Genomic DNA, 21,126 nt, shown 5'->3' with positions numbered 1-21,126 from the left:
CTATTGGAGCGAAATAATCATGGCAGACGTCATCCCTGTGGATTTGCCGAGTCTTGATCAACCTTTTTCCTGGGCAACACGCGCCGGCGACGTCGTATGTACCGCTCACGGTCCGGTGCGCGGCGACGGCACGATCGAGACCGGTGATGTCGAGGCGCAAGCCACGCTGACCTTTGACAATCTGCGACGCGCAATTGCGTCGGCAGACCTCACGCTGAACGACGTGGCACAGGTGCTGATTTACCTGACAGAGGTGGCAGACATGCGCACCGTCGATGCGGTGTATCGCACGTTCTTCGACGCGCCGTATCCGAACCGCTCGACTGTCGTGGTGAAAGCGCTGGTCGTGCCGGGTATGCGTATCGAGATCGTGGCTTACGCAGCGCCAAGCGCGACGTGATTTCCCACGGCGCTACGACCGCGGCAATAAAACCAACTTCCTGTGCGGGCGTCGCCCGACAGACATTGCAACCACAAAGGAAAGTATCCTCATGAAGCCATCCGAGTCGGGCGTGAGCGCCCTGAGGCCTATCGGCGACGACAACGTAGAGCGCGAGACCGTTCGCCTTGTCACCTGGCGCCTCGTGCCGCTGATTTTCGTCGCGTGGTTCGTTAACTATCTCGATCGCGCGAACATCAGTTTTGCCGCGCTGCAGATGAATCAGGAACTGGGCATGGGGCCGGAGATGTTCGGTTTTGCCGCAGGCATTTTCTACCTGGGGTATATCGGCTTCGAAGTGCCGAGCAACATGCTGATGCATCGCTTCGGTGCGAGGGCATGGCTGGCCCGCATCATGGTCACGTGGGGCATTGTGTCGGCCGCGACGGCTTTCGTACAGACGCCGCAACAGCTATATGGCGCCCGACTTATGCTTGGTGTGGTCGAGGCCGGATTCTTTCCCTGCGTGCTGTATTACCTCGCGCTCTGGTTTCCAAAGCAGCATCTCGGGCGCGCAATCAGTCGCGTGTACTCAGCCAACATCGTCTCGCTCATCATCGGCGGACCGCTCTCGGCATTGTTGATTTCGCACTTCCATGAGGCAAGCGGTTTTTCAGGTTGGCGATGGATGATGATGATCGAGGGCATACCCGCAGTCGTGCTCGGCGTCATTGCGTGGTTTGTGCTGGTTGACCGTCCGGCTGACGCGCGTTGGCTCAGCGCCGAGCAGCGCCAGTGGCTTGTGGGGGCGATGGCGGGTGAAGAGGCGATCTCGGCGAAACACGGCGTGTCGAGCTTTCGCAGTGCGATGACCGCGCCGATGGTTTGGCTGATGGGCTTGCTGTACTTCTGCATCGGTATCGGCTTTTTCGGCATTTCGACCTGGCTACCGCAAGTCATCAAGCAGATGAGCAGCCTGTCGATCGTCGAGATTGGTCTGGTCAGCGCCATTCCGTTCGTGCTCGGCGCCATCGCGATGCTGGCCAATGCGCGACATTCTGATCGCACGATGGAGCGCCGCTGGCATCTGGCGGGGGCGCTTTTTATCGGTGCGGCCGGGCTGGCGGGCAGTGGCTTGACCTCGAATTTGCCACTCGCCTCGTTCGCTTGCATTTGTGTGGCTGCCGCTGGCATCGTGGGTTCGTTGAGCGTTTTCTGGACGATTCCGCCGACGTTTCTTGCCGGGGCTGGGGCAGCAGGCGGCATGGCATTGATCAATGCGATCAGCGGCTTGGCAGGATTCTTCGCCCCATGGTTGGTGGGCGTGGCGCGTGGCCGGTCTCCCGATTTTACGGTTGCGCTTTACTGCTTGGCCGCGAGTGTTGCGGTGGCCGCGATCCTGGCGATGATTCTGCCGTATGGACGAAGCAAGACGGACGGTAACGTCACGGCATATGCGGACTGAGCGCTTGGCAAAGGCATTAAAAAAAGGGGTGGCAATGATGGCGCACATGATGGGAACTTCGACGAAGGAAGTGGCTTTTGTGACTGGTGGCGCGTCGGGGATCGGCCGTGCAACGGTGGAAAAGCTGGCGTGTGATGGCTTTCACGTCGTTGTCGTCGACCGGAACGCCGATGCGGTGGAGGCTACAGTGGCGCATTTGTCAGGGCTGGGACTGTCGGCAACGGGCGCGGCGGTCGACGTCTGCGACAGGCAAGCCATTTGCGACACGCTCGATGCGCAACAGCGGGTCGATGTCGTCGTGTGTGCGGCGGGCATATACACACCGCGACACTTCGACGAAATCGACGATGAGGCGTTTCGGCGGACGCTGGATGTGAACTTGCTGGGTGTATTTATCATCGCGCAGGAAGGCGCGCGGCGTATGGCGCCAGGCGGACGCATCGTGACGGTATCGTCTCGTGGGGCTTTGGGCGGACGCGGTTTTGCCGATTATGTGGCAAGCAAGGCCGGGGTCATTGGCTTGACGCGGGCGATGGCGATTGAGTTGCGCGCGAAGCAGATTTCGGTCAATTCGATTGCCCCCGGCTTTACCGACACGCCGATGACGCGGACCATGCCGGCTGACCAATACGCGGCGGCGGTTGCGCTGGAGCCGTCGGGCGCTGCGGCAGCACCGTCTGACATTGCACATGCGATCGCATTTTTTGCTTCCGCCGATACACGATTTATTACAGGCCAGACCCTGTTTGTCGATGGCGGAAAATCGCTCGGCGGGTTGGGCATTTGACGTTAACGTAGCGCTCGTTAGCATCCAGCGTGAACGCCTGACGGAGCAAATTGGGGGTTGCGTCCGTTGGGTATTCTATCGGACGCTTTCTTGTCGACCGCCAGCGGTCAAGTGCAGTTGCGCACGCCAGCCTCAACTTGAGATTTGGTTGCGGGGTGAAATGTGCTGTGCAAAAGCACCCAATTCGACATTTTCCAACCATGTCCCGAAAGCGCTTGCCCATGCCAACGACCCAGCGGATCAGGGAGTTGTGGGGGGCGCCGGCGCTAATGACGTTTCATCCAACTCCTTTGCTGCTGATAAGCTGGCCGCTCATAGCATCGCAGTGGCCGCAGTCTCCGTTGAGGTGCGTGCAGGCTTTGACCTTTTTATTCCCTAATGGCTTCAAAAATATCGACTCGCGGGTGCGCATGTGCCGCGTGATTCGTCGCGGCCGCTCGCGCGATACGAGGGGGATGCGAAACGCACGCGTTCGTTGATGACTGTTTTTGTTTATTTTAATTAGTACTGCATTATAAATGTAAGGCGGAAGTCGTTGATCTTGCCTTGCGCTGTCGCGATTTTTTATGGCTGAGCGAACCTCCTGATTGGGCTGTATCCGATATTCGTGACAACGCATGACCCATCGCACCGATACTGCGCGAGCCGCGCAGCGCCTTCGGCGGGGCGGTGACGCCGATTTATTGATGTCTTCAACGTCGTAACGAAATCTCTGCCCTTACACACGATAAGGAAAGCTGGATACCTTCCAAGCGCAAACATCGCTACTTAGAAGACCGATTTCGTTAAATCATGGAGGCGCATGGCCACGATCATTCCCTCTCTGTCCTCGTGCGCGGGCAGAATGCAGCCCGGCGAACGCAGACTCGCCGAGCGGCTGGAGCAGAAACTCGAAGACGACTATTTGATCTGGTATGACGTTCCCGTCGCCACGATGCAGTCGTATCCGGACTTTGTGGTGCTTCACCCTCAGCGTGGGTTGCTCATCCTCGAAGTCAAGGACTGGAAGATATCGACCGTCCTGCGTGCCGATCGCGGCGACTGGCAAATTTTGGGCAGCAACGGCCCCAAAACCGTCATCAGTCCGCTTGAGCAGGCGCGTCGATATACGCTCGACATCGTCAATGCGCTTGAGCGGGATCCTCAACTGGTGAATCCTGCGGGGCATCCCTACGCGGGGAAATTGCGACTGCCCTGGACGTTCGGCGTCGTGTTGCCGAACATGACGCGCAAGCAGTTCACGGATGGCGGTTTGGGCCATGCGCTCGAGCCTTCGAGAGTCATTTGCGCCGACGAAATGACCGAGGCTGTCGACGCGGAAGCGTTTCAGACCCGGTTGTGGCAGATGTTCAAGTTCCAGTTCCGCGGAAAGCTGACGCTACCGCAGATCGATCGATTTCGATGGATTCTTTTCCCGGAAGTGCGCGTGCAGGCGACTCAGCTCGACCTGCTGTCGGATCAGATCGAATTGCCCGACATCATGGCCGTCATGGACGTGCAGCAGGAGCAGCTGGCACGTAGCTTGGGCGATGGCCACCGTGTCATTCACGGCGTGGCGGGTTCGGGAAAGACGATGATCCTCGCTTATCGCGCCGAATACCTGGCGACGCAATCGGACAAGCCCGTGTTGGTGCTCTGTTTCAGCGAGCCACTTTCCCGAAAGATCCAATCGGTAATGGAGGCCAAGGGCTTGTCGGCCAAGGTCATCGTCCGACATTTTCACGGTTGGTGTTCGGATCAATTGAATGCCTATCACGTCACGCGCCCGAAAGGGGTGGGTGAACGGTTTTTTGCGGAACTCGTTCAGTGCGTGATCAAAGCCGTTGATCGAGGCAGTATTCCTGCGGCGCAATACGCCGCCGTGCTGATCGACGAGGGCCACGACTTCGAGCCGTCATGGTTCAAGCTAGTCGTGCAAATGGTCTCGCCGGAATGCCGTCATTTGCTCGTGCTGTATGACGATGCACAATCGATCTTCAATCGTTCGGAGCGGCAGGGATTCAGCTTCAAGAGCGTTGGCGTGCAGGCGCAGGGACGCACGACAATTCTCAAGATCAACTATCGGAATACGCGGCAGATACTGGCGCTTGCCGCGAACGTGGCCGAGGACATTCTGGACGCGAAGGCCACTGACGACGATGGGGTGCCGTTGATTCGTCCGATCAGCTGTGGGCGAGAGGGGCCGCAACCCATGCTGATCAAACTTCCGTCGATTGCGGATGAGGCCGAAGCCATTTCAAAACAAATGGGCCAGGCGCATCACCAGGGCACGGCCTGGCAGGACATGGCGATCGTCTATCGGACATGGAGTGTCGGCCAGGCGTGCGTTGACGCGCTGGCGAAGGCGCGAATCCCCTACCAGTGGCAACAGCGAGATCGCAAGCGGTTTTCCCCCAGTGCGGACGCGGTCACCGTATTGACCATGCACGCCAGCAAAGGCCTGGAGTATTCGTTCGTGGCCGTGCCCGGCGTCGGGGCGATGTCGCTGGATGACGCCGATCTGGAGCAGGAGGCCCGCCTCTTTTACATTGCGGCGACACGCGCGACTCACCGGCTCCTTGTCACCGGTAGCGGAGATTCTTTATTCATGCGCAAACTGTTTCCGGAGGGTTCGGTGCACGTTGCCTCCTGAGCGAGGGGCGGGCGTGTCGTGAATGGACGGCGGGGCGAGGCCCGTCGCCGCCGTCGCCCGCGCGAACTTCCCGCATCGATCGCCTGCCTGCGCGCACGCAGATTGCGTCGTGGTACGATCAGATTCATCCACGTCACTCAGATCGTGGCTTCGATCCGGTCCATGCCCGTCGCGAGGCGGGTACATCAGGGGGGGTAATATGTCTGCCGAGCAAAAGACGCCTTATCGCGGGTTCATCATCGTTACCGTTCTCGAACGTCTGCCCAAGGGGCGCGCGCGACTCTCGGCCAAGGTGCTTGCCGACGATGCGGATCACAAGCGGCGTCTTGGCGGAAAGAAGCTCCTGCAGGCCAAGCGTTGGTTCGATCATTTTGCCGACGATCTGGCCGCGCCCATCATCGAAGGGCTCAAGCGCACGATCGACCTCGAATTGGCGACGGCGGCGAAGGCGGCCAAGTCTCTCAAACCTGCAAAGGCGGCGATGGGTGTGAAGTCCGTCAGGACGGCAAAGCCCAGGGCCGTGAAAGTGCCGGCAGTCGCGGCTGTCGATCGCTGACAATCCAATCATGTACATTTTCCGCGATTTGTGTGTATAATCCCCAGCTTGTCCAAAATCTGGGCATCGAGGGAGGCGGTTCTCATTGACGAACGATGAGCGTGCCGCTTTGCCATCAATCAACCGTTCAGCCAGTCTGGAAGGCGCGATGCAGGGTTCGCGGTAAGCGAGCCGGGCGTTGAAAGCCAATCGGGAGATCGCAGAGGAGGTGATTCGCGGTCCCGCCGGATGTGGTGTAGTGCAGTCCGTGGCAAATCCGTTCGTCGTGCCTGGCAGGAGATGTCTCCTGCAGGGCGGGGAAGGGTGTGTTTGCCCGGTAAGTTAAATTTGCGGCTCTCGCGAGCCAATTCACTATACGAGTTATTGCATGACCAAGATCCTGATTAAAGACGGTGAGCCCGTTGAAGTCGCACTGCGTCGTTTCCGCCGCGCCATCGATGGCACGGGCCTGATCAAGGAAGTCAAGGCACGTGCGGCTTACGAAAAGCCGACGGCTGAGCGCAAGCGCAAGAAGGCTGCCGCCGTGGCCCGCCTGCGTAAGCGCCTGCGCAGCCAGACCCTGAAGAAAAAGATGTACTAAGCACGGCGTTGCGCCCTTTGGGTGCAGTGAAGTGCGAAGTGAAAAACCCGCCGTGAGGCGGGTTTTTTTATGGACGGATAGCGCTCATCGTTTTGCTACACTCGTGGCCGTTGCTGCGATGCCCGAAGGCTTCATCCTCAAGATTCCCCACACTTCCCTTATGAAAACGTTGACCTTTGCCGCGCTCGACGCGCTGACCCAGCAAGCCGGGCAGTCACCACGCGCACGCATGAACCAGAACCTGCACGCGTCACTGGACGATCCGATTCAGCGTCTGGCCATCGCGATGGAACCGGCGACGTATATTCGCCCGCATTTGCATCGTCAGACGTGGGAATTGCTCACGGCGCTGCGCGGGCGCTTTGTCGTGCTGACGTTCGACGAGGCGGGCGTTGTCACGGATCGCAAGTTGCTAGGCGAGGACACGAGCGTGACGGAGACGGCGCAAGGCGTCTTCCACACGGTGCTTTCGCTGGATCCGGGGGGCGTGATCTTCGAGGTCAAGCACGGTCCGTACCGGCCGTTTGTCGAGTCTGACTACGCGAGTTGGTCAGCGCCGGCAGACACGCCCGAAGCCGCTGCGTTCATGGCGTGGGTCAAGACGGCGCAGGTGGGCGAGCGCTGGGTGGCCTGACGGGCTGACGTGTTGCTCCGGCGCGCTTTCGGCGCTGCCGCGCGGGACGGTTAGTGCGTCCCGCCTTGAAAGTCGGTGGCCATGGCAAGCAGCGCTCTGGTCGCCGCGTCGACAGCGGGGGGGCTAGTCATCACCGACGCAGTGCGGGTGACGGGGGCGTATCGGTAAAGCCCTCGCGGCTGACGGATGGCTCGCGATGGGCTTCGCCGTTGAAGGTGTTCAATCCTGCATGGCCGACGCAAAGCCCGTGCTGCGCGGGCGCTGCCAGCCGGTCACGCCAGTGGCGTGCTGCGGTCGCGTCAACGTAATAACGCCTACGACATGCAGGGGATGGCCGGCACGCTCGACATGATAGAAGTCGCGAGCCATCGCATTTCGACGGGACGTTTGCCAACGGGGCAGATTCATTTGCCAGACGGCAGAATATTTGACGTTGTCCGGGCTGGCGTGGCGTGATGAGGGGAGCGTTGCCGCGAGGTGTCTTCGGTGATTTGCCAGGTGACGCAACGCCCGCATGAACATTGACGTTTCGCGTCAATTGTCGGGCGCAAGGTCTGCTGCAAGCGGGTCAAAGTCCCGAACGAATTCTGCCTGCAGGCGAGAACGGCTACGCCGGAAATGTCTGCATGATCATTGCAGCGAGCGCGATAACAAAAATGCCCCGTCAGACCATGCATGGGGTACTTCTGTCGTTCTTGGGCGGTGCCAAGTCCTGTATTGGTCCCCCCGACAGGAATCGAACCTGTATCTAGCGCTTAGGAGGCACTCGTTCTATCCATTGAACTACAGGGAGGGACTGGATTCTATCCAGTAGCGCGATGCCCTTTGAAATCAAGGGCGTCGCCTTATTCCACGGGGCTTTCCGGCTGATCGTGATACCCCTAACGTATCACGCCAGATCACTCCGCAACCTGCCGTTTCACGTCTTCACTGCCACAATTTTGCTACAGCAAGGAGGCGACGAAGGCTTCGATTTTGCAGGTAGGAACGCGTTGACGCGCTCAAGTCCGACGCGAGGGCAAGAGTATAGCAAAAAACGTTTCGGACGAAGGCGCAGGCCCCCACATAGGCACGCGAAATTGAGGTGGCGGTTGATGAAGGCAGGAATCTGGCCAAGGTGCTGCCCCATCTTGGCCCTTTGACACCAATCGCTAGGCTGAAGACTTCGGTCGACCCACGATGCTGTATCGCTTTCCGGTCGTCATCCCAGCTATGATCCCCGGCGTCTGAATCTGGGGCGGACTAATTTCGCCACGTATGAGCACGAACCCGGACCGGGACTCACTTGACCAATCTACAGCGGTCGCCCAGTCTCGCAGTGGACAGCGGTATGGATTCGGTCTTTGAGTACTAGCGGCGTTGCTACCCGCTATCTCGATACTGGTTCGTCCTGCCGCAGAAATGTCTACCGAAATGCACAACGGTCCTTCGATCGCACGCAGACATACATTAGCGACGAGCGTCGCCTTGCATCCCCTTACATCATCTCCGGCACCTTCAACGCCGAACCGTCAGAGAAGCGGCCCAGACGATATGGGGCGATGTTCATCATCGGATTTGCTCCCGTGACCATGTCGGCCAGCAATTCGCCGGCAGCCGGTCCCAGCGCGAAGCCATGACCGCTGAAGCCGCTTGCGATGTAAAAGCCGGGAATCGTGCCGACCTCGGAAATGACGGGGATAAGATCGGGCGTCGTATCGATGGCGCCTGCCCATGCATGCACAATGCGAACATCGGCGAATTCAGGCACTGCACGCTTGAGATTCTCGAGCGCAGTTTTCACGAAGCTTAAGTCTGGCTTTGGATCGAGCACGCGGCAACGTTCGAACGGCGATATCTCGTCGAACTCCCATGAAGCCGACGCCTCTGGACCTTCGAACCAAGGTTTCGATAGGCGATAGTTGAGCTTCTTCCCAAGGTCGTTGCGATAGTTACGATAGTATTTCAGCGCGTTCTTGAGGCCGAGCGGCGCCAGATCGATTCGGCCGTAACCCGGAATCGCCAGCGTGTACGAACCGTCGAGCCGACGGCGTAGCGCGAAGTCCGGACCATTGAAGCAACCGTTGACGACGTTCGGCGCCACCGAGGTTCGCATGGCCGTACCGATAACATTGACGGCTGGCAGTTGGACGCCGTGGCGCATGCAGAAGCGCGCACTCCACGCACCGCCGGCGCAAACGACCGCGCCAGCCTTGATCAAACCGCGTTCAGTCCAGACGCCGCTGATTCGGCCTCCGCTGAGCTCCAGACCGCGAGCGGCGCAGTTCTGATAAAGCTGCGCGCCCAGGCGCTTAGCACCTTCGGCCAGCGCTGGCGCCGCACGCGATGGCTCGGCCCGACCGTCATCGGGCGACCAGACGCCACCGGCGTACTCTGGGCCGCCGGCAGGTGTGCGCTCGCGGATCTCTGCCGCGCTTAGCACATGACTCACGAAGCCCAACTGGCGCGCCTGCTTGCCCCACGCTTCCCACTTGGCAATGCTATTCGGGTCGTTGCTGGCATACAGAATCCCTTCGCGGCGAAAGCCAAGATCGATCTGGATCTCGTCCTTCAACTCTCCCCAGCGCCGCAAGCTGCGCATGGCAAGCGGCAACTCAAACAGGTCGCGGTTCTGCTGGCGGACCCACCCCCAGTTCCGTCCTGATTGCTCGCCGCCTATCACGCCTTTTTCAATCAGCGCCACCGATACCCCGCGTCGCGCCAGTTCGTAGGCGGTCGACGTCCCGATGATGCCACCACCGATGATGACGACATCAGCGGCACCGGAGAAGTCCTGCGTATCGTATATCTCTTCGAGTCTAAGCATCGCAACGTTCCATCGTTTACTTTCTCAGCGTTGAGCACGCCAGCTTCGTCAATATCCGCGCAGCACATCGACTACACCGGTCAATGTTTGACCGGCGAAATGTCTTCGCAGACTCTCCACTACAAACTCCGCGCCGCCTTCAGCATTCGTGACACTGGCGATATGCGGCGTTAACACGATTCGCGGATGCGTCCAGAACGCGTGGTCGGCGGGCAGCGGTTCGACGCTCGCCACGTCGAGAATCGCGCAGCGCAGATGTTCCGACGCCAGCCCGTCGAGCAAATCCTGCTCGACGAGGTGGCCACCACGCCCAATGTTGATCAGACTTGCGCCGACCGGCAGGGCCTCGAACGTCGCTGCGTTCAGGATGCCGCGGGTTTCGCCGGTCAGCGGCAACAGACAGACGAGAATGTCGGTGCTCGACAGGAAGGCGCCGAGTTCATCGTTGCCGGCGAAGGTCGTCACACCTTCGACACGCTTGCGCGACCGGCTCCAGCCATTCAGTTTGAATCCAAACGGCCTCAAGCTTTCGATCAGTCCGGTTCCCAACACGCCTAATCCCATCACCCCGACGGTTCGGTCCTTCGCAGCAACGGCGGGCAACTGGGTCCAGGCGCGATCCCGCTGCTGCGAGAGATAGGCCGGCAAATCGCGATGGGCCGCGAGCACGGCCAGCGTGCCGAACTCGCTCATGCCGGCCGCCAGGCCCGGTTCGGTCATGCGCACTACCGTGACCGAAGCAGGCAGCGAACCGAGGTCTATCTGATCGACTCCCGCTCCGACGGAGATGACCAATTCCAGATTGGGAAACGTTTTGCCGAGGTTCTCGGGCGGGATCCAGCAGGCGAGATATTTGACATCGAGCGGGTCGCCCGTATCGGGCCACACTCGAAACTCGAGGCCAGGGAATTCCGCTGTCAGCCGTCTACGCCACACTTCGCCTCGGCGCGCTTCCGACTTGAAAAGGAAAGTCATGCGGCGTTCTCGCGGACGACCCACAGCTTACGGGTCGTCTCGATGCATCGCCATGTTCCGACAAAACCAGGCTTCATCACGAACGCATCGCCTGCACGCATAACGACAGGCTCCTCGCCGTCTTCCGTGATTTCGCTGACGCCGCTAAGAATCGAGCAAAATTCCCAGGTGGTGCCCTTGATCGAGCGATAGGCGCCTGGCGTGACTTCCCAGACACCTGCCCGTACGCCGCCGCCGGCGTCGTCCATAGGCCAGTTGGTGAACAGCGGATCACCGTCTACTTCCCGACCTGAGACCGGTTTGCCCGGCGTACCTTCGCCCAAATTTGCGAGATCAAATTTAATCAGAGAGGTCATGATTCTTCTTGGCTGATAAGTTAGAGAAGCGCCTGGCTAATGAGAGAGAACTGACAAACAGCATGATCCCGCAGCGGCGGCGCGCCGAGAAACATCCTGGTGCCGGAGCCTGCGGTGCGAAATCCAAGTGCTAACAGTGCATCGGAAAATGCTGCATTGTTGTTGACGTCAACGCGCAATGTGGTCTGGGGAAAGTGGTGCATGGACGCTCGTATCAGATCGACGGCCACCTCGACGGTTTGCCCGACAATGGGGCCGACGACGGCGCCGCGCCCAAACGGCCGTACGATACAAAAGCCAGTGATCTCCTGGTCCCGGCCGGGAACGACCCATACCGCGTCAGCTACCGCGAGCAGATCATCCAGTAGCGATTGACTGTAGGCGCCGGTGGCAAGTCGATAGAGTCTGTGGATGTCGTCTGAGTCCTCTGTGCGCGCTACACGAAGGCTTGATCGAGGCTCGACGGGCCGACTGGCAGAGTCCCCCGGAGATAGCATGAGTTGCAGTATGGTTCCGTTTTCTTTGAAGCCGAGGCTCTCGTAGAGCCCACGGCCCTCTGCCGTGGCCACCAGCGACACATTCTGCGTCGCGAGGTCGAGCACCGCTTTGGTGAGGTGGCGTCCGAGTCCGCGTCTCTGGAAATCGGGATCTATCGCGATCAGGCCTATGCTCGAGAACATTCCCTTGATACATGCGACAGCGGTTCCGATCACTCGCCCCTGCGACTGAATAACCACGCCGCGAGTCACTCTGAACGCCTGCGCCCAGTCTTCCCCTCGATGCGCCCACTGGATGCGCCTCGTGATGTCCAGACATTGCCGCAGATCGAGCGGGCCCATTGCTCTTAGCGTGTAACCTTCTGGTAAAAGGGTACTCATTGCTCGCTCGTGTGGAGGACGCGTTTCAGAAATTCGCGAGTTCGCTCTTCGCGCGGATTGCCGAGGACCTGGCTCGGCGGTCCCTCTTCAAGTATCTTTCCGTCGTATAGGAAGCACACGCGATCTGCGACCTCTTTGGCGAACTGCATCTCGTGCGTGACTACGACCATCGTCATGCCCTTGTTGGCCAGACTGCGCATGACCTGCAGCACTTCGCCTACGCGCTCGGGATCCAGCGCTGACGTGGGCTCATCGAAGAGAATGGCGCGCGGATCCATGGCGAGCGAACGGGCAATCGCCACGCGCTGCTGCTGCCCCCCCGATAGCTGGGCGGGGTAGTTCCGAAGCTTTTCCTTCAAGCCGACTTGTTCGAGCAGCGCGGACGCGCGGGCCATCGCTTCGGCCTTCGCGATTTTGTTGACCTGGACTGGCCCCTCCATCACGTTCTCCAGCACCGTTCGATGCGGAAACAGATTGAAGCGCTGAAACACCATACCGATCTTGCGGCGCAGCTTGTTGATCGAGCTTTTCTGGGCATCGACGACTTCGCCAAGAATTCTTATCTGGCCGCTGTCATAGGTTTCCAGCCCGTTAATGCAGCGCAGGATGGTCGACTTGCCCGATCCCGAAGGACCGATCAGGCAGACGACCTCCCCCTCGGCAATGCGCATGGAAATGCCCTTGAGCACTTCTTCTGAGCCAAACCGCTTGTGGACGTTGGTGATCTCGATCATGTCAGTTCCCCTGGTGTTTGCCGAACCTGGCTTCCATGTACTTGGTCAACTGCATCAACGGCAGGGTCATCGCGAGATAAAAGCATGCCACCATCGTATAGACCGTGCTGTTGTCGAAGGTGGAGGCCGCAAGTAACTGTCCCTGCCTCGTCATCTCGGTCACCGCGATGGTCGAGGCGATCGCGGAATCCTTGATGAGCATCACGACCGTGCTGGACAGTGGTGGCAACGCGACCTTGAAGGCTTGCGGAAGAACCACGCGCCGAAAAGCCTGAAACTTGCCCATCCCTATCGAGCGGGCCGCTTCCAGTTGCCCGCTGTCCACGGACAGAATCCCTGAACGGAAAATCTCGGCCACGTACGTTGAGTAGGCAAAGCCCAGCCCGATTACCGCCGCCTGGAATGACCCGAGGCTAATGCCGATGTCGGGAAACACGAAGTAGATATAGAACAGCAGGACGATCATCGGAACGCCCCGCACTACGTTGATTACCCAAGACGTCGGCAGCGAGATCGCTCTATGTTTCGACAGCTTTCCGCTGGCGAGGAGGAGACCTAAGGGCATGCTCAACAGCAGCGCCAGCAAGCTAATTTGGATCGTTACCCATGCCCCTTGCAGCAGGAAGGGGAAGAATTCGACTGCGTTCGACCATCGCACAATAGTGTTCCCTAGCTAAAAGGTCGCCTGACCGATGAGGCGTTCTGTGCAGTATAGTGAACGTGGCCGCGTGTCAAAAATAAAAGTTCGATTGGTGTTTCCGCGAGGGGCAGGTTTGCCCTCATGCGTGCATCATGCACCATACGGATAAAAAATGACCTCGCGCGGTGCATTGGGGTAATCGTGCGCCACGCAGGGGATATCGCTGCTGCTCAATATATTTTTATTGCAACGCCCGAGCTATTCACTATACTGAGATTTCATTGCGAATCTCTCTCGCTGCCCGTCGAGTATCTTTGCCTGACTGGCGGCCAACTTCATGTCAAAGGTGCAAGGCTCATCATGACTACTAACAAGCCCTCGGCTGCGCGAAACCTCCCTGTTTGCTCCGCGAAGTTCACTCGACGAGCTCTCATTGCTGTGACGCTTGCTATCGCATCGGTCGGGACGGCGTCAGCCGCTCAACTGGTCGCGGGTTCGCCACCGTCGAGCGCGCCGACGACTTACCTCGATACGAAGACCGGCAAGATCGCCGGGTATATGCCCGACATCGCAGCGGAGATCGCGAAGCGCGAGGGGCTGACGCTGGAATTTCAGGCGGTGCCGTTCCCCGCCCTGATTCAGTCGGTTATCACAGGCAAGATCGATATGATCGTGGCGGGAATGACGCCGACACCGAAGCGCGCCGAGGTCATCGATTTCTCGCAGGTCGTGACAGCCTTCGGCGAGGGAATCTTCGTGAGCGACGACAACAAGAAGGAGTACCAGTCAGCCAAGGACTTTTCCAACGACGTCGTCGGCATCATGGCGGGTACGGATTATTCGGAGGCGGTGATGAAGAATCACTACGCCAAGGAGGTCAAGATCTACGATAACCCCGCCGATATGGCGCGTGACGTATCGCTGCATCGCATCGCGCTTGGCATGACAGATTATCCGATCCTGAAGGCCCAGGAGGCCGCAGGCGCACTCAAGGGGATGCACGTCGTAAGCGGGTACACGCCGATGAAAGCGTTTGGCGTTGCCTTCGGCGTCAAGAAGGGAAACACGGAACTGCTCAACAAGATCAATGCCGCACTGGATGCGATGCGGGCGGATGGCACGCTGGATGCCATTCTCGGCCGTTACGGCATGGTCAAGAAGTGACCGGCACGCCCTGATATGATTAATTTTCCCGATCCCTCCGCGTTTGCGCGAGGTCATTTCATCGAGACGTTGCGCAGCTTTCCTGAAGAAGCGGATATTGATGTTTTGCGCCCTTCGGACGGTGTGACGTTGGGCCATACGTCGGCTGGTTCGGCGCAAACGATCGATCTGGCCGTCCAGAGCGCGCAGCGGGCGTTGCGCGCCAGTGGCTGGTCAACATGTGCGCCTCGCGAGCGGGCGCGCGTGTTACGCCGCTGGGCCGACCTCATCGATGCCGACCCCGACTTGCCAATGCTCGAAGCCATCGGATCGACCCGCCCGATCTCGGAGGTCATCTCCTCGGACGTTCCGTTCACTGCTGAGGCCATCCGGTTCTTCGCTGAACTGGCGGACAAGTCCGGTGGCGAGGTTGCATGTACCCAAGCCACGACCTTGGGCATGACCGTACGCGAGCCGCTCGGCGTCGTCGGTGCGATCACGCCGTGGAATTTTCCGCTGTCGATGGCTTCGTGGAAATGCGGGCCGGCGCTCGCAGCCGGTAACGCAATCGTGCTTAAGCCGTCCGAGCTCACGCCATTCTCGACCTTGCGTCTGGCGCAACTCGCGGTCGACGCGGGCGTGCCGCCCGGAATCTTCAGCGTGGTCAACGGTTTTGGCACGGAGGCGGGCGCGGCGCTGGTTTCGCATCCGGGCATCGCGAAGATCACCTTCACCGGGTCGACGCGAACCGGAAAAGCGATTCTGAATCTGGCGGCTGCGTCCATCAAGCCGGTCACGCTGGAGCTGGGCGGAAAAAGCCCGCAACTCGTATTTGCCCGTGTGCCGGATATCAAGCGCGTCATCGAGATGGTGAGCCGCGGCTTCACGGCGAACGGCGGGCAGGCGTGCGTCTCTGGAACGAGGCTGATCTGCCATCGCCACCTGGCCGACGAACTGGTCGAAGGCGTTGTGAGAGCCGTGTCGCAGCTCGAGGTAGGCTTGACGTGGGACGCCGGGACGCGCTTCTCGCCGATCATCAGCGCGGCCCAGTTGCGTCAGATCGATGCGAAGGTGCAGGCGTCGCGAGAAGCCGGGGCGGAAATCCTGTGTGGCGGATCATCTTTCGACGGCGACATCGGTAGTCATTTCTATCGTCCGACGGTCGTTCGCCGTGTCGATGCTGGGATGCCAGTCGTGCGGGAGGAAGTGTTTGGCCCGGTGTTGACCGTGCAGACCTTCGAAGACGAGGAAGAAGGTCTTGCCCTTGCGGACCATCCTTCGTACGGTCTCGCGGCAGGGGTGCATACCAGTGACTTCGGGCAGGCGCTGCGCGCGATGCGCAGAATCGAAGCGGGAACCGTCTGGATCAACCGTTATGGCCGTAGCAGGGATCTCATCATTCCGACTGGCGGCTTCAAGGGCTCGGGCGTGGGCAAGGACCTTGGGCGCCAGGCTTTCGAGGCAGCCCGACGTGAGAAGAGTGTGCTAATGGATTTCGAAGGGCGATCTGCGGACGAATCGTGAATGCTATTAAGGTAGAAATTGAGGTGCCGCACTTGGAGACAGTCAGGCAGCCCGAGAACGATCAGGCGGTCGTCAGTCGGCGGCTTCGCGAAGTGCGCACGAAAAAGGGGCTCAGTGTGAACGAACTCGCGACGAAGTCATCCGTATCAGCGGGAATGATCAGCCAGATCGAGCGGGGCATCAGCAGCCCTTCAGTCAAGACGTTGGAGCGCCTACGTACGGCGCTTGATGTGCCGCTGACGGATTTGTTCAGCGAAGGTGCTTCGGATAGCGAAGAAAATTCCAAAGCTCGCCGCGAAGGGAACTTCGTCCGGCGCAGCGCGTCGAGACCGAAGTTCTTAGTGCAGGCGTCTGGTCTGCGCAAGGAGTTGCTGACGCCGGAAGGCCAGCATGATCTGCAATTCATGCTGATCCACTTCGATCCCGGAACCAGTTCTTCAGAGGTGCTGATGGGAGCCGGTGAGAAGGGCGGAATGGTCTTGACCGGGAAGCTCGAATTGATGGTCGATAACCACACCGTTGAGATTCAGGAGGGTGACAGTTTCCAATTCAACAGCGCGCTTGCGCATCGGCTTCGGAACGTATCGCGGGAAACGGCGAGCGTTATCTGGTTCATGGACACGCGGCGTCCGCGTGTCGAGATGTAGTACTGGAATCACGAAGCCAATGATGAAAAGGAAGACATGGTTCTCCTACGGCGTCGCGACACGGCAGGAACTCCTGCGGCACCTGAACCGCCCCGGGACTGAACTGCCCCCCGTCGATAGGTGCATAAGCGAGATTCTGGAAACTCGAACAACGGGCAAGGCACCGAGACGGGCTCGTCTTTGCCAGGTTGCTCAATCCGCGCGTACGTTAGATCCCTTCCGACTATATGCGCGCGGTAGCTTTTTCAAATGACTTTCTCACACTCGAGGCGGAGCGCAGCCTCTCGCCACCATCGCTTTAGGCTTCGGTCACGTAAAGCAGGTCGTATTCGCTCCGCGTCCGCTTGATTCTCGCGAAGCCGAGTTCGCCCAAATGCATGCCCGCGATCAGAAGTCCCTCCGAACTGACCATATCCAGAAGCCTCGATCGTGTGGTGGCTGCCCGTGTGGGGTCTTGATCGAATGCAATCGATACGTCGGGGCGTTCAATCTGGATGTGAGGAAAATGCACGACATCCCCCCAAACCAGCAAGCTTTGATCCCGGGATTCGACGAGGTATCCCGTGTGTCCATCCGTGTGCCCCGGCAATGACATCGCGCGGATGCCGGGAAGCACCTCCCCATCATCGAAAGTCCGCAGCCTGTCGCTGTAGCCATCGAACACCTGACGGGCTATCCGGAAGTTGCCGCGTGCCCGCTCGCTCGCACGACTGAGATTTCCCTCATCCTGCCAAAATCCGACCTCACGCCGATGAGCGACCAACTCCGCGTTCGGGAAGGCAATCTGTCCGGCGGCATTCTCGAGTCCCCCGACATGGTCGGGATGGGCATGTGTGAGCAGGATCGTGTCGACCGAGGATGGTTCGATACCGGCGAGCAGCAGATTGTCTTTCAGACGGCCGCCCCATTGTTTGATACCGCCAGCCCCGCCATCGATGAGGATGGTGCGGCCCGCGCTCGACACAGTCGCGGGAAAGCCCGGCAAGGCTCTCCCCGGAAGGCATGCTGCCCGTCTCGATATGGAATGTGACATTCGGCATTGCAGACCTATTTCGTCGACGCTGTCGAAAGAGCGCGGGGGCTTGTCAGTTGCTCTGTCATCGGTGCGTATAGATGAAGGCCATCGGCGATGCTCTCGACAAGCGGAGCGTTTGCCCGCGACAGAACGGCGAGCCAGCGGTGCTCCGGAAACTTCTCCAACGCAACGGCGTGCATGGCCAGCGGCGCGAGGCCCATCCGAATCAGCGGATCGGGGCCACTTGAACCAAGCACGAGGATTTCATCGGCACCGACCGCTGGCGCAAGACCGATATCGCTGTACAGATTTCGGTGCCAGTCGGTGATGTGTTGCTGCCACCTCGCAAAATTGCCACCGCCTTTCTGACGATATTCCTCTCCCGCCAGCACTTCCAGGCCGTCAATCGTGTGGATGGCGAGATAGACGGGGCAACCGTCGCTCATCGACCGGAAGCGTTGCGATGTGTGAAAGCCGGTGACCGAGATCAGGGCGGGCAGCTTTTCAAGGCTGTAGAAGTCGTTCCATTCGGCTTCGCTGTGGGAGTCGGCGAAGCTGCATTCCACCGTGTAGATCATCAGATTGTCCTCTGTGCCGGATGAGCACCTTGCTGCGAAATACGCATCATTAGTGTATTAACGTAATGGTAATCTGACGTTTTCGGTATTTATAAGGAATTAAAGTCGGACTTCAGTGATGTTTTATCAAGCTGAACCGAGCGCGTTTGAATCGACGAGACCCCCATGCCACGTAAAATTCCCAGCAACTCAGCGCTTCTGGCATTCGAAGCGGCGGCTCGACACGGCAGCTTCGCCCGCGCCGCCGAGGGGTTGGCACGCACCGAGGGCGCAGTCAGTCGTCAGATTGGCCGGTTGGAGGCGTTCTTGGGGGTTACGCTGTTCGAGCGAGTGGGAAATCGAGTGCGCCTCGCACCTCACGGCACGCGGTACGCGGTGCAGGTTCGGGAGATTCTGGATCGGCTGGAGCGGGACAGCCTGTATCTGATGGGACAACCTATCGAGGGGGCGAGCATCGATATTGCGGCCAGTCCCACCTTCGCTACCCGTTGGCTCATTCCCCGGTTGAAGCGGTTTCAGCGCGAGTATCCGAACATTACCGTACATATTGCCGAACGGATGGACCCTTCCTTCTTGCCGGGAGCGGTTTCGACGCGGCCATCCATTTTGCGCATCCCGCATGGGCGGGGATGCATCTGCATCGCCTGATGTAAGAGATCCTTGTGCCGGTTTGTAGTCCGGCGCTCCTCGCCGATGCCGGTGCAAACACATCGCTCGATGCGTCGCCACTGCTTCACAGGAGGCAGAATCCGGATGCCTGGCAGAGGTATGCGCAGGCGTCAGGCATCGTACTTGCCAATCCGGCGGTTGGCGCGCCTTACGATCTCCACGTCATGCTGATAGAAGCCGCGCTAGCCGGTTTGGGGGTGGCATGGGTGCCGCGTCTTTACATCGACGCCGAGCTTGAGCAAGGCCGATTGGTCGCCCCCTGGCCAGACGGCAAGGGGCTCACCAAGAACTTTTGCCTTGTGCTTCCCGAGCCGATTGAATTGAGTGAGAGGCCGGTTCAGGCATTTTCGAAATGGATTCTGGAAGAGGCTCGCGGCTCGGGAATTTCCCGATAGAACACGGCCAAGCGCGAATTCGCCCCAACCGCCTTGCAGCGCGACGAAAGCCTGCCGGCCAGAGAGTTGCCGTCGTTGATCGAACTCAGTACACAGGCGCCGTGGTGGCGATCTCGATGGTCGATCCGATCTTCATCGGTGCGTCGCCCACGAACTCGTGGCTCGTCTTCCTGACGGGCCAGCGCTTCAATAACGCGCTCACCTGGACAAAGACGTTCGGCCCGTTCGGCATGAACCTTCAATATGCCTTCGGTGGCATCGCGGGGCAGGGCTTGACGACGGTCGTCGCCATCGGCTCCGTGTTCTCGGCGGCACACGGCAAACGCTCTACGGCGTGATCGACTATTTCCTGTCCAAGCGTACCGATGTCTGCTTCGCGACCGCTTATGAGCGAGTGGACGGCGGATGGTCGGGAATCTTCGGCACGTCGACGACCAACTGGACCGGCTCCTCAATGAGTTTCCGGACATCGCCGACGGCATCATCGACTGCAACCATTGGTTCAATCCGAAAGACCCGCGCGTGGCGACGCTCAAAGGGCGCACGCAAGCCAAGGGAGCGCTCTTCAGCTACGAGGTCTTCATGACCTACACGGCGATGATGCTGCTGGCCGATGCCATCGAGCGCGCCAAATCCGTCGATCGCGCGGCGATTACGACCGCGCTCGCATCGAGTTCGTTCAAGGACCACATCATGCCCTACGGCCCGACGAAGTTCGTCAACGGGCAGAACACGGGCGCACGGCCGCTGCTCACACAGGTCACGCGCGGCGACATCAACGTGATTCTGCCGGACTCCTATCGTCAGGTGGCGCCGATCTTCCCGCTCAAGGCCTGATGCGATGTTCGACCCGGTCATTCTCCTGTCGGCCGTGCTCAACGGGGCTCACCACGGGGGCCGTGTGCGTGTTCTTCATCAATGCGTATGCCAACCCCGCCAACGAACAGCGGGCGGTCGCGGCGGTTCGTGCCCTCTGGCCTAACGGCTATGTGACGGCGGCGACGGAAGTGTTGCCCGAGATTCGCGAGTTCGAGCGCTGCTCGACCGCCACGCTCAACGCGGCGCTGCAACCGGTGGTAGGCAGTTATCTCACGCGGCTCGAGCGTGACCTGAAGGCACAAGGGTTCGGCGGCGAACTGCTCGTCGCGCAGAGCAACGGCGGCGTCATGTCGCGGCAGACCGCCAGCGATGTCCCGGTACGCACCGCGCTCTCCGGGCCGGCGGCCGGTGTGATCGCGTGCGCGGCGATTGCGCGCGCGGCGGGCTTCGCCAACGTTGTCACCGGCGATATGGGCGGCACGTCGTTCGACGTCTCGCTCGTGGCGGGCGGCGAGGCATCGCTCTGCGCACAGACATCCATCGAGTTCGGCATGGTGGTGCGCTCGCCGATGATCCAGATCGAAACCATCGGGGCGGGCGGCGGCTCAATTGCTAGCCAACATGGTCGAAGGCGGCAAGACCCCGGTACAAAGCGCACAGGCGCTCGCCGACATCGGCTTCCGTATCGTGATCTTCCCGGGCGGGACGGCGCGTGCTGTCGCCAGCACGTTGCAGGGGTACTACGCTAATCTGCACGCGCAAGGCACTACGGCGGCATGGCGTGAACGCATGCTCGACTTCGATGGCTTGAATGCGGTGATCGGCACCCCGGCGCTGCTCGCCGAGGGTGAGCCATACGAATAGACGGGCAGGCGGGCGATGCCCGTACGGGGAATCGGCGCGTGAGGTGGGTC

General features: G+C 59.9%; 20 protein-coding genes, 1 tRNA gene and 4 pseudogenes. 15 read left to right on the top strand and 10 right to left on the bottom strand.

The features are described 5' to 3' along the window. Nucleotides 1-19: 19 nt before the first annotated feature. The 7 genes from PTE31013_RS11945 to PTE31013_RS11915 all read left to right on the top strand — a co-directional run bounded on the left by PTE31013_RS11945 (nt 20) and on the right by PTE31013_RS11915 (nt 7,033). Nucleotides 20-400, top strand: a complete 381-nt coding sequence (locus PTE31013_RS11945; protein ID WP_150612990.1) for a RidA family protein — start codon at nt 20-22, stop codon at nt 398-400. 91 nt (nt 401-491) lie between these two features. After that, nucleotides 492-1,844, top strand: coding sequence for an MFS transporter (locus tag PTE31013_RS11940; protein WP_150612989.1), 1,353 nt, complete (start codon nt 492-494; stop codon nt 1,842-1,844). Then, entirely contained in the window at nt 1,798-2,631 is an 834-nt protein-coding gene (locus tag PTE31013_RS11935) for an SDR family NAD(P)-dependent oxidoreductase (RefSeq protein ID WP_150612988.1), read from the top strand. The genes PTE31013_RS11940 and PTE31013_RS11935 overlap by 47 nt, the downstream gene beginning before the upstream one ends. Before the next feature lie 802 nt (nt 2,632-3,433). Beyond that, entirely contained in the window at nt 3,434-5,263 is a 1,830-nt protein-coding gene (locus PTE31013_RS11930) for a DEAD/DEAH box helicase (protein WP_174978531.1), read from the top strand. A gap of 199 nt (nt 5,264-5,462) precedes the next feature. After that, nucleotides 5,463-5,819 carry a hypothetical protein gene (locus PTE31013_RS11925; RefSeq protein ID WP_017231888.1) on the top strand — a complete coding sequence of 119 codons (357 nt, stop codon included), beginning with the start codon at nt 5,463-5,465 and terminating at the stop codon, nt 5,817-5,819. A 367-nt stretch (nt 5,820-6,186) separates the two neighbouring features. Beyond that, nucleotides 6,187-6,399, top strand: coding sequence for a 30S ribosomal protein S21 (gene rpsU / locus PTE31013_RS11920; RefSeq protein ID WP_017231887.1), 213 nt, complete (start codon nt 6,187-6,189; stop codon nt 6,397-6,399). A 160-nt stretch (nt 6,400-6,559) separates the two neighbouring features. Continuing rightward, nucleotides 6,560-7,033, top strand: a complete 474-nt coding sequence (locus PTE31013_RS11915; protein ID WP_150612987.1) for a WbuC family cupin fold metalloprotein — start codon at nt 6,560-6,562, stop codon at nt 7,031-7,033. A 219-nt stretch (nt 7,034-7,252) separates the two neighbouring features. On the opposite strand, the gene PTE31013_RS24820 is transcribed toward PTE31013_RS11915, so the two are convergent. The 8 genes from PTE31013_RS24820 to PTE31013_RS11880 form a co-directional block, all read right to left on the bottom strand. Continuing rightward, entirely contained in the window at nt 7,253-7,402 is a 150-nt protein-coding gene (locus tag PTE31013_RS24820) for a hypothetical protein (protein ID WP_174978530.1), read from the bottom strand. A 349-nt stretch (nt 7,403-7,751) separates the two neighbouring features. Beyond that, nucleotides 7,752-7,826, bottom strand: a tRNA-Arg gene (locus tag PTE31013_RS11910). Nucleotides 7,827-8,510: 684 nt separating this feature from the next. Continuing rightward, nucleotides 8,511-9,839, bottom strand: a complete 1,329-nt coding sequence (locus tag PTE31013_RS11905) for an NAD(P)/FAD-dependent oxidoreductase (RefSeq protein WP_150612986.1) — start codon at nt 9,837-9,839, stop codon at nt 8,511-8,513. Between the two features lie 48 nt (nt 9,840-9,887). Further along, complete coding sequence (locus PTE31013_RS11900) at nt 9,888-10,814, bottom strand: 2-hydroxyacid dehydrogenase (protein ID WP_150612985.1); 927 nt, start codon at nt 10,812-10,814, stop codon at nt 9,888-9,890. Next, nucleotides 10,811-11,170, bottom strand: a complete 360-nt coding sequence (locus PTE31013_RS11895; protein ID WP_150612984.1) for a cupin domain-containing protein — start codon at nt 11,168-11,170, stop codon at nt 10,811-10,813. Before PTE31013_RS11895 ends, PTE31013_RS11900 begins: the two co-directional genes overlap by 4 nt. 20 nt (nt 11,171-11,190) lie before the next feature. Next, entirely contained in the window at nt 11,191-12,048 is an 858-nt protein-coding gene (locus tag PTE31013_RS11890) for a GNAT family N-acetyltransferase (protein WP_150612983.1), read from the bottom strand. Further along, on the bottom strand, nt 12,045-12,782 hold the full coding sequence (locus tag PTE31013_RS11885) for an amino acid ABC transporter ATP-binding protein (protein WP_150612982.1): 738 nt from the start codon (nt 12,780-12,782) through the stop codon (nt 12,045-12,047). The genes PTE31013_RS11890 and PTE31013_RS11885 overlap by 4 nt, the downstream gene beginning before the upstream one ends. A 1-nt stretch (nt 12,783) precedes the next feature. Beyond that, entirely contained in the window at nt 12,784-13,440 is a 657-nt protein-coding gene (locus PTE31013_RS11880) for an amino acid ABC transporter permease (protein ID WP_150612981.1), read from the bottom strand. A gap of 183 nt (nt 13,441-13,623) precedes the next feature. Between PTE31013_RS11880 and PTE31013_RS11875 the strand changes: the two genes are divergently transcribed. From PTE31013_RS11875 to PTE31013_RS11865, 3 genes are read left to right on the top strand one after another with little or no spacing between them, the layout of a single operon-like run. Then, a complete protein-coding gene (locus tag PTE31013_RS11875) occupies nt 13,624-14,586 on the top strand; it encodes a substrate-binding periplasmic protein (RefSeq protein WP_246174298.1) in 963 nt (320 codons plus the stop codon). Between the two features lie 15 nt (nt 14,587-14,601). Continuing rightward, nucleotides 14,602-16,089 carry an aldehyde dehydrogenase family protein gene (locus PTE31013_RS11870; protein WP_150612980.1) on the top strand — a complete coding sequence of 496 codons (1,488 nt, stop codon included), beginning with the start codon at nt 14,602-14,604 and terminating at the stop codon, nt 16,087-16,089. Beyond that, nucleotides 16,086-16,736, top strand: coding sequence for a helix-turn-helix domain-containing protein (locus PTE31013_RS11865; protein ID WP_150612979.1), 651 nt, complete (start codon nt 16,086-16,088; stop codon nt 16,734-16,736). Before PTE31013_RS11870 ends, PTE31013_RS11865 begins: the two co-directional genes overlap by 4 nt. A 298-nt stretch (nt 16,737-17,034) precedes the next feature. Here the strand turns inward: PTE31013_RS11865 and PTE31013_RS11860 are convergent, their stop codons facing one another. Both PTE31013_RS11860 and PTE31013_RS11855 read right to left on the bottom strand, forming a co-directional pair. After that, nucleotides 17,035-17,721 carry an MBL fold metallo-hydrolase gene (locus PTE31013_RS11860; protein ID WP_246174296.1) on the bottom strand — a complete coding sequence of 229 codons (687 nt, stop codon included), beginning with the start codon at nt 17,719-17,721 and terminating at the stop codon, nt 17,035-17,037. Nucleotides 17,722-17,783: 62 nt separating this feature from the next. Beyond that, nucleotides 17,784-18,329 (bottom strand): sugar ABC transporter, encoded by a 546-nt coding sequence (locus PTE31013_RS11855; RefSeq protein ID WP_150612977.1) that lies wholly within the window; start codon nt 18,327-18,329, stop codon nt 17,784-17,786. A gap of 165 nt (nt 18,330-18,494) precedes the next feature. Between PTE31013_RS11855 and PTE31013_RS11850 the strand changes: the two are divergent. The 5 genes and pseudogenes from PTE31013_RS11850 to PTE31013_RS25095 form a co-directional block, all read left to right on the top strand. After that, nucleotides 18,495-19,393, top strand: a pseudogene (locus PTE31013_RS11850) (LysR substrate-binding domain-containing protein). 116 nt (nt 19,394-19,509) lie between these two features. Beyond that, the gene (locus PTE31013_RS24815; protein ID WP_174978529.1) at nt 19,510-19,731 is read left to right on the top strand and encodes a hypothetical protein; all 222 of its coding nucleotides are present in this window, start codon (nt 19,510-19,512) and stop codon (nt 19,729-19,731) included. Between the two features lie 106 nt (nt 19,732-19,837). Then, nucleotides 19,838-20,230, top strand: a pseudogene (locus tag PTE31013_RS11840) (ABC transporter substrate-binding protein); the annotation flags it as partial. A 59-nt stretch (nt 20,231-20,289) separates the two neighbouring features. Then, a pseudogene (locus PTE31013_RS11835) lies at nt 20,290-20,829 on the top strand (hydantoinase/oxoprolinase family protein); the annotation flags it as partial. Further along, a pseudogene (locus PTE31013_RS25095) lies at nt 20,810-21,076 on the top strand (carboxyvinyl-carboxyphosphonate phosphorylmutase); the annotation flags it as partial. The pseudogenes PTE31013_RS11835 and PTE31013_RS25095, both read left to right, overlap by 20 nt. Between the last annotated feature and the right edge of the window lie 50 nt (nt 21,077-21,126).

Source organism: Pandoraea terrigena, assembly GCF_902459705.1.
Classification (GTDB): Bacteria; Pseudomonadota; Gammaproteobacteria; order Burkholderiales; family Burkholderiaceae; genus Pandoraea; species Pandoraea terrigena.
Note: the sequence above shows the minus strand (reverse complement) of the source record. Positions and strands in the feature narration are given on the sequence as shown.